The organism is Polaromonas sp. P1_H6 (assembly GCF_056405195.1).
The window spans coordinates 34,496-50,617 of sequence record NZ_JBFUCN010000005.1 but is presented as its reverse complement, the minus strand read 5'-3'; the positions used below and the strand labels follow the sequence as shown (position 1 = coordinate 50,617).

Below are 16,122 nucleotides of genomic sequence, written 5' to 3'. Positions count from 1 at the left end.
TGCCTGCGATAGCGCGGGTTGTCGCTAAAGTGCCCAAAATTGTTCGAATAATTTCTGTTTTAAAGATATTAATTATTGTTTTACAGTAATTATTCTGAGACACTGAAGCCCTCTTCACAAGACAAGAGGTGCTCCCTTGAAACACACAGCAACTCCCGTGGCCCCCTCCGGGCCCGATGTGCAGGGCATCAGCAGCGTGCTGGCCTGGGCCTGCGCCTTGCTCGCGGTGGCGCTGCCGCTGGCGGTGGCCTACCACCTGCTGAGCACGCCGGTGGACAGCCTTTTGCTGCGCGCGGGCCTCTCGCTACAGGCCGCGCAGGCCGCCGCCATGGACATCACGCTGGGGCAAAAATGCCTGGCCGCGCTGCTGGGGGTGTTGCCGGTGTGCTGCGCGTCCTACGGCCTGGTCTGCGCGATGCGTTGCTTCTCGGGGTTTTCGCAGGCCGAGTATTTCAGCCTGCGCACCGTCAAATACCTGCGCGGTTTTGCCGCCGGCATTTTTGCGTCGGTGGTCACCGGAGTGCTGGCATCCACGCTGGTCACGGTGGTGCTAACCCTGGGCGCGCCTGCCGGGCAGCGCGCGCTGTCGCTGGGTTTGGGCAGCAACGAGTTGCTGACCCTGCTGTTCGCCGGCATGGTGTGGCAGATCGCCGCCGTGATGGCGCGTGCTGTGGCGCTGGCCGAAGAGAACGCGCAGTTCGTCTGATTTTTTTCGCTTTCTCACGTTTCCGCGCATGCCCATCGTCGTCAAACTCGATGTGATGCTGTCCGAACGCAAAGCCAGGTCCAAGGACCTGGCCGCCTACGTCGGCATCACCGAAGCCAACCTCTCCCTGCTCAAGCAGGGCAAGGTCAAGGGCGTGCGCTTTGACACGCTGATGCGCATTTGCGAATTTCTCGATTGCCAGCCGGGGGACCTGCTGGTTTCCCGGCCTGACGACGCCCATTGATCTTTTGTTCAGGAACTTCCCCATGAAACGTCTTGCCCTTGCCGCGGCTCTGGCCGCTTTGCTCAGCGCCTGCGCTGATATCAACTGGGAGCAGACCGCGAAGGAGTCCGTCAAGTCGGCCTGCCGCGGATCCAGCAACTGCAGCATCCCCTGCGACCGCAACAACCCGGCCACTTTCAACGACCCGCAATGCATCGCGGGCGGTAGGCGTCCGTCGCCATAATGGCTGTCATGAAATCAACACAAGAAGTTTCTGCCGCTGCAACGGAGCGGACTGCATGAGCGCAAATGCCGAATTCGTCGCTTATGTGCGTGAACTGCTGGCGCCGCTGGGAGACATCCGCGATGGCAAGTTCTTTGGCGGCCATGCGATGAAACACGGTGGAAACCAGTTCGCCATGATCATGGGCAACACCTTGTACTTCCGGGTGGACGAGGGTTCGCTGCCGGCCTACGAGAAGAAGGGCTCCAAGCCCTTCAGCTATTCCACAAAAAACGGTGTGGTCCAGGTGCGGAAGTACTATGCCGCGCCCGCCGAACTGCTCGATGACCCGGGTCAGCTGCTGGTCTGGGCCCGGCAGGCCATCGGTGCGGCGGGAACCGCCTGACCATAACGGCCACGTCCCGAAAATGCTGGCTTAAAGCGGCAGGCCGACATAGTTTTCGGCCAGGGCCGTCGATGCCGCCTGTGAATGGATTAGATAATCCAACTCCGCCTCCTGCAGCTTGTGGCCGAACTCCCCGCCATCGGGGAACTGGTGCATCAGCGAGGTGAACCACCAGGAAAAGCGCACGGCCTTCCAGACGCGGTGCAAACAGGTCTCTGAATAGCGGTTGATGCCGGTCTCGTCGCCGGCGTAAAAACCGGCCAGCGCGCGGGCCAGGTAGCGCACGTCGCTGGCCGCCAGGTTCAGGCCCTTGGCGCCTGTGGGCGGCACGATGTGGGCCGCGTCGCCGGCCAGGAACAGCCGGCCGAAGCGCATGGGCTCGGCCACAAAGCTGCGCAGCGGGGCGATGCTTTTTTCGATCGATGGCCCGGTCACCAGGCTTTCGGCGAGCTCGGGCGCCAGGCGGCTGCGCAGCTCATCCCAGAAAGCGTCGTCGCTCCAGCGCTCGGCCTTGTCATCCAGCGCGCACTGCACGTAGTAGCGGCTGCGCGTGTGGCTGCGCATGCTGCACAGGGCGAAGCCGCGCGCGTGGTTGCTGTAGACCAGCTCGTCGGCCACGGGCGGCGTTTCCGACAGCACACCCAGCCAGCCGAAGGGGTAGATGCGCTCAAAGGTCTGCATCGCGCCGGGCGGCACGCTGGCGCGGCTCACGCCGTGAAAGCCGTCACAGCCGGCGATGAAATCGCATTCGACCTCGTGCGCCACGCCGTGCTGCACATAGCGCACCTTGGGCCGCGTGCCGTCGAAGTCATGCAGGCTGACGTTTTCGGCTTCGTAGGCGGTGGCCAGGCCCGCCGCGGCGCGCGCGTTCATGAGGTCGCGCGTCACCTCGGTCTGGCCGTAGACCATGACGCTTTTGCCGCCTGTGAGCTGCTGCAGGTCGATGCGGTGGTGGTCGCCGCCGAAGCTTAGCGAAATGCCGCCGTGCACCAGGCCCTCGGCATGCATGCGGCTACCCACACCGACTTCGTCGAGCAGGTCGGTCGTGCCTTGCTCGAGCACGCCCGCGCGTATGCGGCCCAGCACATAGTCCTGGCTGCGCTGCTCGATCACGATGGCGTTGATGCCGGCCTTGTAAAGCAACTGGCCGAGCAAATGCCCGGCGGGGCCGCCGCCCACGATGGCAACCTGTACACGCATGTTGTTCTCCCATGAATCTGTTGGCTTTGAGGTTAAGTCGCGAAGCCCCAGCCGGCCAGTGGTGCAAGGCGGCTTTGCACGATGTTTGGCTTGTTTGTGCGATGATCGCGCAATGGTCACGTCCCGAACCGCCCCAAAACCCGGCACCTTTTCAATTGCCAAAGCCGACATGATCGAAGGCATGGCCAAGGGCATGGCGGTGCTGGAAAGCTTCGATACGCAGCGCCAGCGCCTCAATGCCACGCTGGCGGCCGAGCGCGCCGGCATCACGCGCGCGGCGGCGCGCCGCCATTTGCTCACGCTCACACACCTGGGCTACCTGGAAACCGACGGCAGCTATTTCTGGCTGGCGCCCAAGGTGCTGCGTTTCTCCGGAAGCTACCTTGCAACGGCGCGCCTGCCGCGCGCCATCCAGCCCGCGCTGAACCGGCTCGCGGCCCAGGCACAGGAATCGTTTTCGGTCGCGGTGCTGGACGGCGACGAGATCGTCATCATCGGGCGCAGCGGCTTTGAGTGGAAGTCCTCAGGCGACCCAAAGGCAGCGCCGGCCCGGGTGCTGGCGTATGGCCTGCACCTGGGGGCGCGCCTGCCGGCGCATGCCACCTCGACCGGCCGCATCCTGCTGGCCGCCAAGACCAAGAGCGAGTTCAGCGCCTGGCTCAAGGCGAAAACCGAAACCGGCAACCTGGCGCGGCTGACGCTGCACACCACCACCGACCCGCGCAAGCTCAAGGCCCTGGTCGAGCAGGTGAGGCAGGACGACTTTTGCCTGGCCAGCGAGGAGCATGAACTGGGTGTGCACGCGCTGGCCGTGCCGCTGCGCGACATGCAGGGCCGCACGGTGGCCGCACTTAACGTGGTGTCCTCGCCGCAGCGCTTGCGCGTGGAGGTGCTGCAGAAGGAATTGCTGCCCTTGTTGCTGGACGCGGCGCGGGAATTGCGCTCCCTGCTTTAGCCCAGCCTTACTGCGGTACCAGCCCGGCCGCTTTCACGAGGTCGGCATGGATACGGATCTCTTCCGAGATCACCTGACCCAGGGGTTTGCTTTCGTCGACCGCAGGCTCCATGCCTATTTCAATGAACTTGCTTTTGGCATCGCCGCGAAGCATGGCCTTTACCGACTTGCCGAGGCTGTCCAGGATGGGCTGGGGCGTTTTGGCGGGCGCCAGCAAGGCGATCCAGGCCGACAGCACCACGTTGTTCACGCCGCCTTCTTTCAGCGTCGGAATCTCCGGCGCCGAAATGGCGCGCTTCTCACTGAGCACCCCGACCGGATGCAGTTTGCCGGACTTGATGTGCGGCAGCGCTTCCGGCAGCGGGGCAAAGGCCATGTCCACCACGCCGCCTATAAGGTCGGTAATCGCCGGTGCGCCGCCCTTGTACGGGATGTGCAGCAGTTTCACGCCGGTCCGGCTTTCAAACATGAGGCCGGCCAGGTGTTGCGGGCTGCCGTCGCCCGAGGAGGCATAGGTTAGTTTGCCGGGGTTGGCTTTGGCCGCCGCCAGCACGTCGGCCGGGGTGGCGTATTTCGCCTTGTCGTGCACCACCAGCACCATGGCCTGGTTGACCAGCTTGGTCACGGGTACAAAGTCGGTTTCGGGGTTGTAGGGAAGCGTCTTGAAGATGCTCTTGTTCGTGGTCAGGAAGGACGCGGGCGACACCATGAGGGTGTAGCCGTCCGGCGGCGCTTTTGCAACCACCGGTACGCCGATCTGGCCGGATCCGCCAGCCCGGTTGTCCACTACAAAAGGCTGGCCCAGGTCGGCCGTCAGCTGCTGGCTGATCTGCCGCGCCACCATGTCCACGCTGCCCCCCGCCGGCAGCGCGACGACGACCTTGACCGGCCGGCTGGGGTAGATGTCCTGCGCCGGGGACAGCGTGGCGAACAGGCTGGACGCGGCGCAGAGGGCCGCCAGGAAAAATGGACTGATAGCGCGGGTGGAAGGCATGGCTTGCTTTCAGAGGGGGAAAGGGATTTCATGCCCGTCGTCGGCGCACTGGTGCGTGCCGCGGAGCGGACAGAAAAATCGGAGCAAGTTGTGTACCAGCCCCGCCTGGCGCGGCGCGGGAATTGCGTGCCTTGCTTTAGCTTTTGGGCGGCGAAGGGCGCACGGCCAGCGCGACGCCGCCCAGAATGGCCGCGCAGCAGACAGCGAGCGTCCAGCCCAGCGGCTCCCCCAGAAAGGCGATACCGCCCAGCGCGGTGATGGCCGGCACTGACAGTTGTACCGAGGCCGCCGTAGTGGCGGGAAGCCGCTTCACCGCCGCGTACCAGATGATGTAACCCACACCGGAAGTCAGCGCGCCGGAGGTCACGGCATATGCCGCCCCGCGCATATCCCAGATCAGCTGCGGGAACATCAAGCCGGCCAACAACAGCGCCGGCGGCGTGGCGCGCAGGAAGTTTCCGGCGGTGGCCCGTGTCGCGTCACCGGCGTGTTTTCCGCGCAGCGAATAAACCGCCCAGGCGATGCCGGCCAGCAACATCAACATGGCCGACGGCAAGCTTGGGGCGGCGGCGCCCGGCAGCAACAGTGCGATGAGGCCCGCCACGGCAATTGCCAGGCCGGCGCTTTGCATGGCGCCCAGCCGCTCGCCGCGGGCCAGCCCGGTGCCCAGCATCGTAAGCTGCACCGAGCCGAACAGCAGCAGGGCACCCGTGGCCGCTGGCAGGCTTACGTAGGCCAGCGAGAATGCGGCCGCGTAGACGAACAACGCCCCGGCCGACAGCCAGTTACCGGTCGGCGTGACACCACGCCGCCACATGAAAAGCCAGAGCACCAGCGCACCCGAAGCGATGCGAAGGGCCGTGAAGCTGGCTGCGTCAATCGGCGTGCTGCGCAGTGCGAGGCGGCACAGGAGCGAGTTGCCCGCAAAGGCGAGCATGGCCAGCACGGTGAGGCTCAGTGTCGAGGTGGCCGGTGATATCTTCATGGTTGCCGCTCCCTGGCAACTCCCGGCTCACACGCCCAGGTATTGCGCCAGCAACTCGGGCTTGGCATGCAGTTCGGGGGAACTGCCTTCAAACACGACCTGGCCCTTGACCAGGATCACGTTGCGGTCGGTGATCTGGGTGACGTGCTTCCAGTTCTTGTCGACGATCACGCTGCTGATGCCGGTTTCGCGGATCAGGCCGCAGATGCGCCAGATGTCGCGCGCGATCAGCGGCGCCAGGCCTTCGGTGGCCTCGTCGAGGATCAGCACATCCGGGTTGGTCATGAGCGCGCGGCCTATGGTCAGCATCTGCTGTTCGCCGCCCGAGAGCTGCTGGCCGCCGTGGTTCAGGCGTTCCTTCAGTCGCGGGAAGGTCTCGAGCACGCGTTCGTAGGTCCAGTCGCGCTGGCCCCGGGTGCCGGCGCGTGCCGCCATCTTGAGGTTCTCGGTCACGCTGAGGTTGCCGAAGATGCCGCGGCCTTCGGGCACGTAGGCGATGCCGAGGCGGGCGATTTCGTAGGGCGGGGCGCCCGTCATGGGCCTGCCGCTGATCGCGACCGAGCCCGAACGAGGCTTGACCAGGCCCATGATGCTTTTGAGCAAGGTGCTTTTGCCCATGCCGTTGCGGCCCATGAGGCCAATCGTTTCGCCGCGCGCGACGTGAAAGTCAATGCCGCGCAGCACGTGGCTTGCGCCGTAGTAGGTGTTGATGTCCTGGGCGGCGATCAGGATGTCGATCTGTTTCTCGGGGGCGTTCATCAGTGTTCCTCGCCTAAATACGCTGCCTGCACACCGGCATCGGCCCTTATCTGCGCGGGCGTGCCGCTGGCGATCACCTGGCCGTTGACCATCACAGTGAGCTTGTCGGCCAGCGTGAACACCGCGTCCATGTCGTGCTCGACCAGCAGGATGCCGTGGTCTTTCTTGATGGCCAGCAGCAGGGCGACCATGCGCTCGGCCTCGGCCACGCCCATGCCGGCCAGCGGTTCATCGAGCAGCAGCACCTGCGGTTCGGTGGCCAGTGTCATGGCGATTTCAAGCTGGCGCTGCTCGCCGTGGCTGATGGTGCCGGCGATGCTGTGCTTGCGGTTTTGCAGGCCGGCCAGTTCCAGCGCCTGTTCGGCGCGAGCATTGACCGCCGCGAAGCTGGTGGCTCGCTTGAGCCAGTGCGCGGCATGCGGCGCGCGCGACTGCGAGGCCAGCCTGACGTTTTCCCAGACGCTGAAGGGCAAAAAGATATTGGTCTTCTGGTAGCTGCGGCCCAGGCCCTTGCCCGATATTTTTTCGGGCGTCCAGCCGGTCACGTCGTGGCCGCCCAGCGTCACCGTGCCCGACGTCGGCGGCAGATCGCCCGAGAGCAGGTTGGTCAGCGTGGACTTGCCGGCGCCGTTGGGGCCTATGACCGCGTGGATGTGGTTGCGCCAGAGGTCGACTGACACATCGTTGACCGCAGCCAGGCCGCCGAAGCGCTTGGTCAGGTTTTTTGCACTGAGGAGGACTTCACTCATGGCCGGCCTCCGCCTTGTTCTTGTCTTTGCGCTGGGTGAATCTTTCGACCAGTCCCAGGATGCCGCGCGGCGCGAAAACCACCAGCAACACGATGAAGAGGCCCATCCACAGCTGCCAGTGTTTGCCGAGGTTGACGCTGCCGACTTGCGGCAGGTCCTTGAAGACATGCAGCAGGTATTCAAACGCGAAAGCGCCGACGATGGCCCCGGCGAAGTTGCCCATGCCGCCCAGGATGACCATCATGATGGCGTGCGCGCTCATGTGAAAGCCCATGAGCTCGGGGTTGATGTAGCCGGTCTGCGTGCCCCACAGGTAACCGGCCAGGCCCGCGAGCGCGCCGGCCAGCGTGAAGGCCGAGAGTTTGTAGCCGAAGGTGCCGTAGCCCATGGCCCGCATGCGGTGCTCGTTGACGCGTATGCCGGCCAGCGTGCGGCCGAAGGGGCTCCAGAGCACGCGGCGCAGGAAGGCGTAGACCCCCAGCATCGCGCCCAGCGTGAAGTAGTAGAGCGTGAGCTTGCTGTCCAGGTCGAAGGGCACCCAGCCGAAGACGGCGGCGCTGGGCTTGAAGTTGACGTAGAGCCCGTCGGAGCCGCCCAGGGCCTTGTTGTCGAAGAAGAGGTAGAACACCATCTGCGCAAACGCCATGGTGACCATGATGAAGTAGATGCCGTGCGTGCGCACCACAAAGAAACCGATGATGAGCGCGGCCAGGCCGGAAACCAGCACAGCCACCGGCAGCGTCCACCACAGGCTCACGGGTTCACCCGCGGGCGTCAGGAAAGCCAGCGCATAGCCGGCCAGGCCGAAGTAGGCCGCGTGGCCCAGCGACACCAGGCCGCTCACACCCTGCAGCAGGTCCAGGCTCATCGCGAAGATCGCCATGATCATCATGCGCGTGACCATCTGGGTGTAGAAGTCGGTGCCGACGAAGGGGAAGGCCACAAGCGCGATGAGTCCGAGCCCAAGCGCAACCTGCACGCCGCGCGGCAGGATTTCGAGGTTTGCTTTTGCCGTGCTCATTGTTTAAACAGACCTTCGGGTTTCCAGAGCAGCACGGCCGCCATCAACATATAGACCAGCATGCCGGCCATGGAAGGCAGCAGCACCTTGCCGAAAGTGTCGACCAGGCCGACCAGCAGCGCGGAAATCAGCGCGCCGCGCACCGAGCCTATGCCGCCAATCACCACCACCACAAAACACATGATGAGCACTTGCGAACCCATGTTCGGGTAGACGCTGGCGACCGGCGCGGCGATCATGCCGGCCACGGCCGCCAGGCCCACGCCCAGCGCGAACACCACGGCATGGATCAGCTTGATGTTGATGCCCAGCGATTCGGCCATGTCGCGGTTGAAGGCGCCGGCGCGTATCTTCATGCCCAGGCGCGTGCGCGAAATCATCCAGTACAAGCCCAGCGCCAGCGCGATGCAGACGCCCGACATGAAGAGGCGGTAGACCGGGTAGGAAAGGTTGTCGGTCAGCGGCACCGAGGCGCTCAGCAGCTCGGGAATCGTGACGCCGTGCACGTCGTCGCCCCAGAGGATGGAGCGCAGCTCTTCAAAGATATAGATCAGGCCGAAGGTCAGCAGCACCTGGTCCAGGTGATCGCGTTTGTAGAAGTGGCGGAACAGCAGCCATTCCAGCGCCAGGCCGAAGATGACCGACAGCACGGCGCCGCCGATGATGGCCAGCGTCAGGCTGCCCGTCAGCGTGCTGAGCGACCATGCGAGGTAGGCCCCCAGCATGTAGAAGCTGCCATGGGCCAGGTTGACGACGCCCATGATGCCGAAGATCAGCGTCAGGCCGGCGGCCAGCATGAACAGCAGCAGGCCGTACTGGACGCTGTTGAGCAGCTGGATGAGGAAGTTGGCGAGATCCATAAATCAGTTCATGTATGGCGACGGGTGAACAGCAAGAGGCTGCCCATGAGAGTGAACAGGCCTCCGGAGACCCGGTTGAACCAGCGCACGGCCCGGCTGGAACGCAGCAGCGGCGCGATGCGCGATACACCCAGTGCGCAGCAGCTGAGCACCGTGAACTCAAACGTCATGAAGGTCAGGGCGAGGATGGCGAACTGCGGCACAAAGGGCGCGGCCGGGTTCAGGAACTGCGGGAAGAAGGCCGCGAAAAACAGCACGGCCTTGGGGTTGCTGGCGCCGACAAGAAAACCGCGCAGGAAGAACGAACGGCGCTGGGCCGGTGCTTCGCCGGCGGCCGGGTCAAAGACCGCCGCTTCGCTGCGGAAGGTCTTGATCCCAAGCCAGATCAGGTAGGCCGCACCAATCACCTTGGCCACGGTAAAGGCGGTTTCGGACGCCGCGAGCAACGCACCCAGGCCCATGGCCGACAGCAGCATGACGCACAGCACCGCACTCACGCTGCCGGCCACCGAGGTCATGGCCTTGCGCGGGCCGTGGTTGAGCGCATTCGTCATGCACATCAGCATGGTCGGGCCGGGCGTGAGGATCAGCAGCGCGACGGCTGCGACGTAGAGGAGGTAGGTGGTGAGCGTCATGAGCCTGAAGATAGCACCGGTAAGGACCCGTCAGCATGGTCCGTGCCAGCATGGTTCAAAAAAATGGGAGGCCTGAAGACCTCCCATTGCGCTGAAACTAAAGCGATCAGGCCATCTTGCAGCCGGCGCCGGAGTCGGCGAGTGCCTTGGCGGCGACGCCGATCACCTTGTTTTCCTTGTTCTCAACGACGCGCAAATACATGTCCTGCACCGGGTTGTGCGAACGGCTCATGGTCCATTTGCCGCGCGGGCTGTCGATGACGGCGCCTTCCATGGCTTTGTAGAGGGCCGGCTTGCTGCTCAGGTCTCCCTTGACGGCGTTGGCGCCCTGGATCAGCAGCAGGCCGGTGTCGTAGCCCTGCACGGCGTAAACGTCGGGCTGCATCTTGAAGGTCTTGGCGTAGCTGAGGCGGAACTGGCCGTTGCGCTGGGTCGGCAGCGAGTCGCTGTAGTGCATGGTCGTGATGATGCCGTTGGCCGCGGGGCCGGCGGCATCGAGCACGCCTTCGGTCAGGAAGCCGGAACCGTACAGCGGGATTTTCTCTTTGAGGCCGGCGGCCGCATAGTCACGGATGAACTTGGCGGCGCCGCCGCCGGCGAAGAAGCAGGCCACGGCGTCAGGCTTGAGCGCGGCGATCTCGGTCAGCAGGGCCTGGAACTCGACCTGCGGGAAGGGCAAGCCCAGCTCCTTGACGATGGTGCCGCCCGCGGCGGTGTAGCTTTCCTTGAAGCCTTCAAACGCCTCGTCGCCCGCGGCGTATTTCCAGGTGATCCAGACGGCCTTCTTGTGGCCGCGGTCCACCATGGCCTTGCCCAGGGCGCGGGTCGGCTGCGAGTTGGTGAAGGAAGTGCGGAACACATTGGGCGCGCACAGGCTGCGCGTGGCGGCGTGCACGCCGGCATTGGGGATCAGGCTCAGCACGCCGCTGTCGCGCGCGACTTTCTGGATGCCCATCTGCACGCCCGAGTGCACCGTGCCGACCAGCACGTCGACCTTGTCGCGCTGCACCAGCTTGTTGGCGTTTTCAATGCCCTTGGACGGCTCGGACTCGTCGTCCACTTTGAAGTATTCGATCTCGCGGCCGCCGAGCTTGCCGCCTTGCTCGTTGATGGCCATGCGAAAGCCGTTTTCAATGGCCACGCCGAGCTGGGCGAAGGTTCCGGTATAGGGCAACATGAAACCCACACGCACCTTGGCGGACTGCGCACGCACAATTTCGGGGAGCAAAAGGCCGGTGGAGGCGGCACCTATCATGGCGGCGCTGCGGGTCAGTATGAGACGGCGTGAGGTCATGGAATAGCTCCTGGTTGAGACTGAAAACAGTTAGACGAATAGTAAGCGTGCGTTGTGTGGGCGGCCCTAGTGTAAAACCCGAGATTGAGGGTTGAATTGTTTAGATCTAAAGCAATAGCTGTGCCCGATTCGGGCCTGCCTGCATTTTTTTTGAGTTTTTTGCCGCACGGCGGGCTTGTGCATGGTGCGCGTCAGCGCGGCTGGCGCAGCTTGAAGCGCTGGATCTTGCCGGTGGCCGTCTTCGGCAGTTCGTTGACGAACTCTATCCAGCGCGGGTACTTGTAGGGCGCGAGCTGCTGCTTCACATGGGCCTTGAGTTCGTCCATGGTGGCGCTCTGGCCGGCCTTGAACACCACATAGGCCTTGGGCTTGACGAGCTCGTCGGCATCGGCCACACCGATCACCGCGACCTCGAGCACGGCCGCGTGCGTCATCAGGCAGGCCTCCACCTCGAAAGGCGAAACGTAAATGCCGCCGACCTTGAGCATGTCGTCGCTGCGGCCGCCGTAGGTGTAGTAGCCGTCAGCGTCGCGTGTGTACTTGTCGCCGCTTTTGGTCCATTCGCCGGCGAAGGTGGCTTTGGTCTTGGCGCGGTTGTTCCAGTACATGATGGCGGCGCTGGGGCCGCTGATCTGCAGTTCGCCGATCTCGCCGTCGGCGCACTCGCGGCCGTCGTCGCCGATGATGCGCAGCGCATAGCCCGGCACCGCCTGGCCGGTGGTGCCGTAGCGCACCTGGCCGGGCCGGTTGGACAAAAAGATGTGCAGCATCTCGGTGGAGCCTATGCCGTCGAGGATTTCGCAGCCATAGTGCGCCGTCCATTTTCTGCCGATCTCGGCGGGAAGGGCTTCGCCGGCGCTGGTGCATACGCGCAGGCTCAACTCGGATTTCGCCGGCCGCGCCGGGTCGGCCAGCAGGGCGGCGTACAGCGTGGGCACGCCGTAAAAAATCGTCGGCTGGTATTTTTTGAGCAGCGCGAAGACATCGGCAGGCGCCGGCCGCGCGGGCAGCAGCACCGTGGTGGCGCCCACGCTCATCGGGAAGGTCAGCGCATTGCCCAGGCCGTAGGCGAAAAACAGCTTGGCGGCGGAATACACCACGTCGGACTCGCGTATGCCCAGCACACCGCGGCCGTAAAGTTCCGCCGTCTGGACCAGGTGGCTGTGCAGGTGCACCGTGCCCTTGGGCGCGCCGGTCGAGCCACTGGAATACAGCCAGAAGCAGGCGTCGTCGGCGCAGGTGGCCGCGATGCTGGGGGTAGCCTCCGATGCGCGCAGCAGGGCGGCCATGGTGGTGTGTCCTGCGGACTCTTCCACGCCGGCAACGATCACCGTCTTGAGCTGGTCGATCTTGCCCAGCAGCGGCTCAAAAGCCGGCAGCAGCGCGTGCGAGACGACCAGGCCCTGGGCGCGCGAGTCGCGCAGCATGAATTCGAAGTCCTGCGTGGTCAGCAAAGTGTTGGCCGCCACGGGCAGCACGCCCGCAAGTATGCAGCCCAGGAAGGCGACCGGCCACTGCGGCGTGTCGAGCATGGCCAGCAGCACACGGCTTTCAGGGGCGAAACCCTGGGCGCGCAGGGCGTTGGCGAAACGGTGGGATTGCTCGGTGAGTTCGCCGTACGTGAGCTGTTCGCCGCTCAGCGCGTCCGTAAAGGCGACTTTGCCGGGGCGTGTGGCGTTGCGCGCCAGCAGGTCGTGTGCCGCGTTGTAGTCGCGCGGAATGGTCACCCGGGGCGGGCTTGCGGAATGGTCGGCGCTGCTTGTTTGCATGCTTGTCTCCAGATCTCTTTTTGTCTTTTGTTTTGGTAGCTGCTTGCGCACGCTCATCAAGCGCTACGGGGTCATTTCTTTTTCTTCTTGTGCGTCAGGCGGTGGCGGAGCTGGCCCCCGATGTCTGCAGGGCACTGGTGAGCCACTGGCGGCACCACTCGGTGCCTTCTGTTTCCGGCATGGTGCCGCTGCTCGCGTCATGGCACCAGATCTCGCCGATGCGCTGTGCGCCCAGGTCCTGCAGCCGCTCGTCAAATTTCTTGCCGCCGAAGCAGAAGGTCTGCATATAGGTACGGTCTCCGAGCGCGATGACGCCGTAGCGCACGTGGCCGAGGAATTGGGGATTGGCGCCCAGCGACTCATACAGGGCGCGGGCATTGTCGGGCACGTCGCCCGAGCCGTAGGTGGAACTGCAGATGAGATAAAGTGCATCTTCGGCTTTGGCCGCATCAAAGACGCTGATGTCCAGGTTATCCATCAGCTCGACTTCAATATCACTCACCAAATCCGCACAATCCATCTGGATTGCTTGTGCGACATAGTCAGCGGTGCTGGTCATTGTGCCTACAAGGATTTTGAGTTTCATCAAAAAGTCTCCAGAAAAAAGATGCAATAAACTGCTTTACATCAAGTTAAAGTGAAGTATACTGCAATTAATGCGGGGCGCAACGGTAAAAGTTGCATAAAGCCTAATTTTTTCAAACAGGTGTCTCTTGGAAATCATGTCTGAACAGGAATCGAAAGCCACGCTCAGTGAACTGGGTGCCCGCGTTCGCGCCTGGCGTGCTCGCCGCGGCATGACGCGCAAGCAGCTGGCTTCGGATTCGGGCCTGAGCGAGCGTTTCCTGGCCGACGTGGAAAGCGGCAAGGGCAATGTGTCCATCAATTCCCTGGAAGCCGCGGCCCGCGCACTCAATATTTCCATCCTGGAACTGCTGCAGGATGCGCCGCGACCGGCGCTGGCCCGCGTGCAGGGCCTGCTGATGCGGCTGGACGATGCCCAACTGGACCAGGCTTACAGCCTGCTCGGCGGCACTTTCGGCCTCAGCGACGCGCTGGGCCGCGAGCAGCGCGTGGCGCTGATAGGCCTGCGCGGCGCCGGCAAGTCCACGCTGGGCAGCCAGCTGGCGGCTGAGCGCGGTGTGCCTTTCATAGAACTCGACCGTGAGATCGAGCGCGAGGCGGGTACCAGCATGAACGAAATCCTGTTGCTCCACGGGCAGGCCGGCTACCGCCGCTATGAGCGCCGCGCGCTGTTCCGCATCGCCGAGGATCACCCGGAAGGCGTGGTCATGACCACGGGCGGCAGCATCGTGAGCGAGCGCGAGACCTTCGACCTGCTGCAAAGCCGTTTTTATTGCGTATGGCTCAAGGCCAGCCCCGAGGAGCACATGGCCCGCGTGGTAGCCCAGGGCGACATGCGGCCTTTTGACACGACCCGCGGCGCGACCGACGAGGCGATGGAAGACATTCGCCGCATCCTCTCAAGCCGGGAAGCGCTTTATGCCCGCGCTGACGCCGTGGTCGATACCGCCGCGCGCACACTGAAACAAAGCCTCAAAGACCTGGAACGCGCCGTTCCCAAAACAACCGTCCGCGAACAAGCCGAACGGACCTAACCGGAGACACCCCATGAACGCCATGACAGAACCGCTTTTATTCAAACAGGTCATAGCCGGCCAGGAGCGCGAGCTCGTGAGTTTCTCCACCCACCCCAGCAAATACCAGCACTGGACGCTGAGCGTGGAAGGCGACGTTGCGCGCCTCAAGCTCGACATCAACGAAGACGGTGGCATCAAGCCGGGCTACAAGCTCAAGCTCAACAGCTACGACCTCGGTGTTGACATCGAACTGCACGACGCGATCAACCGCGTGCGCTTCGAGCACCCCGCCGTCAAAGTTGTGGTGTTCGAGTCGGGCAAGGAAAAGATCTGGTGCTCAGGCGCCAACATCTACATGCTGGGCTTGTCGACGCACGGCTGGAAGGTCAACTTCTGCAAGTTCACCAATGAAACCCGCAACGGCCTGGAGGACTCCTCCCGCCATGACGGCTTGAAGGCGATCGCCTCGGTGACCGGCGCCTGCGCCGGCGGCGGCTACGAACTGGCCCTGGCCTGCGACCGCATCATCATGGTCGACGACCGCTCCTCCACCGTCAGCCTGCCGGAAGTGCCCCTGCTGGGCGTGCTGCCCGGCACCGGCGGCCTGACCCGCGTGACCGACAAGCGCAAGGTGCGCCGCGACCTGGCCGACATTTTCTGCACGACCTCCGAAGGCGTGCGCGCCGACCGCGCCAAGGACTGGAAACTGATCGATGCCCATGCCAAGCCGCAGCAGTTCGGCGACTTGCTGAACACCGAAATCGAAGCGCTGCGCGCGCAGTCAACACGAGGTGCCGGTGCCAAAGGTATTGAACTGACGCCGCTCAAAGCCCTGATCGATGACGCCGGTTACCACTACAGTCTGGTCGACGCTCAGATCGACCGCGAAAAGCGCATCGCCACTGTCACGGTGAAGGCGCCCGCAAGCGCGATTGAATCCACACCTGAAGCGATTGAAGCGGCCGGCGCTAACTGGTACCCGCTCAAACTGCAGCGCGAGCTTGACGACGCTATCCTGAACCTGCGCACCAATGAACTCGAAGTCGGCACCTGGGTCATCAAGACCACGGGCGACGCCGGCCAGGTCATCCGCATGGACGAGGTGCTGGCCAAACTCAAAGACCACTGGCTGGTGAAGGAAACCACGGGCGCGTTGCGCCGCACGCTGGCGCGGCTGGATGTCACCAGCCGCTCGTTGATCGCGCTGGTCGACGCAGGCTCGTGTTTTGCCGGCACCTTCTATGAACTGGCCCTGGCTTGCGATCGCATCTATATGCTGGACTTGCCGGATTCGCCCGATGCGGCGCCCGCGCTGCAACTGAGCCCCGCCAACTTCGGCTGGTTTCCCGCCGTCAACGGCCTGACGCGGCTGCAGACGCGCTTCTGCGAAGACAGCGCCACGATTTCCCAACTGCAAAAACTCGGCGACAGCCCGCTGCGTGCCGACCAGGCGCTGGCGCTGGGCCTGGTGACCCTGACACCCGACGACATCGACTGGGAAGACGAGATCCGCATCATGCTGGAAGAGCGCGCTTCGCTCTCGCCTGACGCCATGACCGGCATGGAAGCCTCGCTGCGCTTCCCCGGCAAGGAAACCATGGAAACGCGCGTGTTCGGCCGTCTCTCAGCCTGGCAGAACTGGATTTTCATTCGCCCGAATGCGGTGGGTGAGGACGGCGCGCTCAAGCTCTTCGGCACAGGCAAAAAAGCCAAGTTCGATTGGAAACGGATTTAAGGAAACA

18 protein-coding genes and 1 pseudogene are annotated in these 16,122 nt (G+C 63.8%); 7 read left to right on the top strand and 12 right to left on the bottom strand.

All coding sequences use genetic code 11. The features are described 5' to 3' along the window. Positions 1–136: 136 nt before the first annotated feature. From AC1D1F_RS06370 to AC1D1F_RS06355, 4 genes are read left to right on the top strand one after another with little or no spacing between them, the layout of a single operon-like run. Positions 137–706 carry a DUF2975 domain-containing protein gene (locus AC1D1F_RS06370; protein ID WP_477675883.1) on the top strand — a complete coding sequence of 190 codons (570 nt, stop codon included), beginning with the start codon at positions 137–139 and terminating at the stop codon, positions 704–706. A gap of 28 nt (positions 707–734) precedes the next feature. Then, on the top strand, positions 735–950 hold the full coding sequence (locus tag AC1D1F_RS06365; RefSeq protein ID WP_477675884.1) for a helix-turn-helix domain-containing protein: 216 nt from the start codon (positions 735–737) through the stop codon (positions 948–950). 22 nt (positions 951–972) lie between these two features. Next, positions 973–1,173, top strand: a complete 201-nt coding sequence (locus AC1D1F_RS06360; protein WP_477675885.1) for a hypothetical protein — start codon at positions 973–975, stop codon at positions 1,171–1,173. A 55-nt stretch (positions 1,174–1,228) separates the two neighbouring features. Next, positions 1,229–1,558, top strand: coding sequence for a TfoX/Sxy family protein (locus AC1D1F_RS06355; RefSeq protein WP_477675886.1), 330 nt, complete (start codon positions 1,229–1,231; stop codon positions 1,556–1,558). A 30-nt stretch (positions 1,559–1,588) separates the two neighbouring features. Here AC1D1F_RS06355 and pobA read toward each other — a convergent pair whose 3' ends face one another. Continuing rightward, on the bottom strand, positions 1,589–2,758 hold the full coding sequence (gene pobA, locus AC1D1F_RS06350) for a 4-hydroxybenzoate 3-monooxygenase (RefSeq protein ID WP_477696400.1): 1,170 nt from the start codon (positions 2,756–2,758) through the stop codon (positions 1,589–1,591). 112 nt (positions 2,759–2,870) lie between these two features. Here pobA and AC1D1F_RS06345 point away from each other — a divergent pair, with 112 nt between their 5' ends. After that, complete coding sequence (locus tag AC1D1F_RS06345) at positions 2,871–3,713, top strand: IclR family transcriptional regulator domain-containing protein (RefSeq protein ID WP_477696399.1); 843 nt, start codon at positions 2,871–2,873, stop codon at positions 3,711–3,713. 7 nt (positions 3,714–3,720) lie between these two features. On the opposite strand, the gene AC1D1F_RS06340 is transcribed toward AC1D1F_RS06345, so the two are convergent. From AC1D1F_RS06340 to AC1D1F_RS06290, 11 genes and pseudogenes are all read right to left on the bottom strand, one after another. Then, positions 3,721–4,707 carry a Bug family tripartite tricarboxylate transporter substrate binding protein gene (locus AC1D1F_RS06340; protein ID WP_477675889.1) on the bottom strand — a complete coding sequence of 329 codons (987 nt, stop codon included), beginning with the start codon at positions 4,705–4,707 and terminating at the stop codon, positions 3,721–3,723. A gap of 136 nt (positions 4,708–4,843) precedes the next feature. Beyond that, complete coding sequence (locus tag AC1D1F_RS06335) at positions 4,844–5,692, bottom strand: DMT family transporter (RefSeq protein WP_477675890.1); 849 nt, start codon at positions 5,690–5,692, stop codon at positions 4,844–4,846. A 27-nt stretch (positions 5,693–5,719) separates the two neighbouring features. Further along, a complete protein-coding gene (locus AC1D1F_RS06330) occupies positions 5,720–6,451 on the bottom strand; it encodes an ABC transporter ATP-binding protein (protein ID WP_477675891.1) in 732 nt (243 codons plus the stop codon). After that, positions 6,451–6,543, bottom strand: a complete 93-nt coding sequence (locus AC1D1F_RS06325) for an ABC transporter ATP-binding protein C-terminal domain-containing protein (RefSeq protein WP_477651161.1) — start codon at positions 6,541–6,543, stop codon at positions 6,451–6,453. Before AC1D1F_RS06325 ends, AC1D1F_RS06330 begins: the two co-directional genes overlap by 1 nt. Positions 6,544–6,681: 138 nt before the next feature. Next, a pseudogene (locus AC1D1F_RS06320) lies at positions 6,682–7,200 on the bottom strand (ABC transporter ATP-binding protein); the annotation flags it as partial. Then, positions 7,193–8,221 (bottom strand): branched-chain amino acid ABC transporter permease, encoded by a 1,029-nt coding sequence (locus tag AC1D1F_RS06315; protein WP_477675893.1) that lies wholly within the window; start codon positions 8,219–8,221, stop codon positions 7,193–7,195. The gene AC1D1F_RS06315 and the pseudogene AC1D1F_RS06320, both read right to left, overlap by 8 nt. Continuing rightward, positions 8,218–9,081, bottom strand: a complete 864-nt coding sequence (locus AC1D1F_RS06310) for a branched-chain amino acid ABC transporter permease (protein ID WP_477675894.1) — start codon at positions 9,079–9,081, stop codon at positions 8,218–8,220. Before AC1D1F_RS06310 ends, AC1D1F_RS06315 begins: the two co-directional genes overlap by 4 nt. A gap of 8 nt (positions 9,082–9,089) precedes the next feature. Continuing rightward, positions 9,090–9,716 (bottom strand): LysE family translocator, encoded by a 627-nt coding sequence (locus tag AC1D1F_RS06305; protein ID WP_477675895.1) that lies wholly within the window; start codon positions 9,714–9,716, stop codon positions 9,090–9,092. A gap of 106 nt (positions 9,717–9,822) precedes the next feature. After that, on the bottom strand, positions 9,823–11,010 hold the full coding sequence (locus AC1D1F_RS06300; RefSeq protein ID WP_477696397.1) for an ABC transporter substrate-binding protein: 1,188 nt from the start codon (positions 11,008–11,010) through the stop codon (positions 9,823–9,825). 191 nt (positions 11,011–11,201) lie between these two features. Further along, positions 11,202–12,779 carry a benzoate-CoA ligase family protein gene (locus AC1D1F_RS06295; RefSeq protein WP_477675897.1) on the bottom strand — a complete coding sequence of 526 codons (1,578 nt, stop codon included), beginning with the start codon at positions 12,777–12,779 and terminating at the stop codon, positions 11,202–11,204. Between the two features lie 94 nt (positions 12,780–12,873). Beyond that, positions 12,874–13,365, bottom strand: a complete 492-nt coding sequence (locus AC1D1F_RS06290) for a flavodoxin domain-containing protein (protein WP_477675898.1) — start codon at positions 13,363–13,365, stop codon at positions 12,874–12,876. A 136-nt stretch (positions 13,366–13,501) separates the two neighbouring features. Here AC1D1F_RS06290 and AC1D1F_RS06285 point away from each other — a divergent pair, with 136 nt between their 5' ends. Continuing rightward, positions 13,502–14,398: a helix-turn-helix transcriptional regulator gene (locus tag AC1D1F_RS06285; RefSeq protein ID WP_477675899.1), complete on the top strand. Its 897-nt coding sequence runs from the start codon at positions 13,502–13,504 to the stop codon at positions 14,396–14,398. Positions 14,399–14,420: 22 nt separating this feature from the next. Next, positions 14,421–16,115, top strand: a complete 1,695-nt coding sequence (gene boxC, locus AC1D1F_RS06280; protein ID WP_477675904.1) for a 2,3-epoxybenzoyl-CoA dihydrolase — start codon at positions 14,421–14,423, stop codon at positions 16,113–16,115. Positions 16,116–16,122 lie beyond the last annotated feature (7 nt).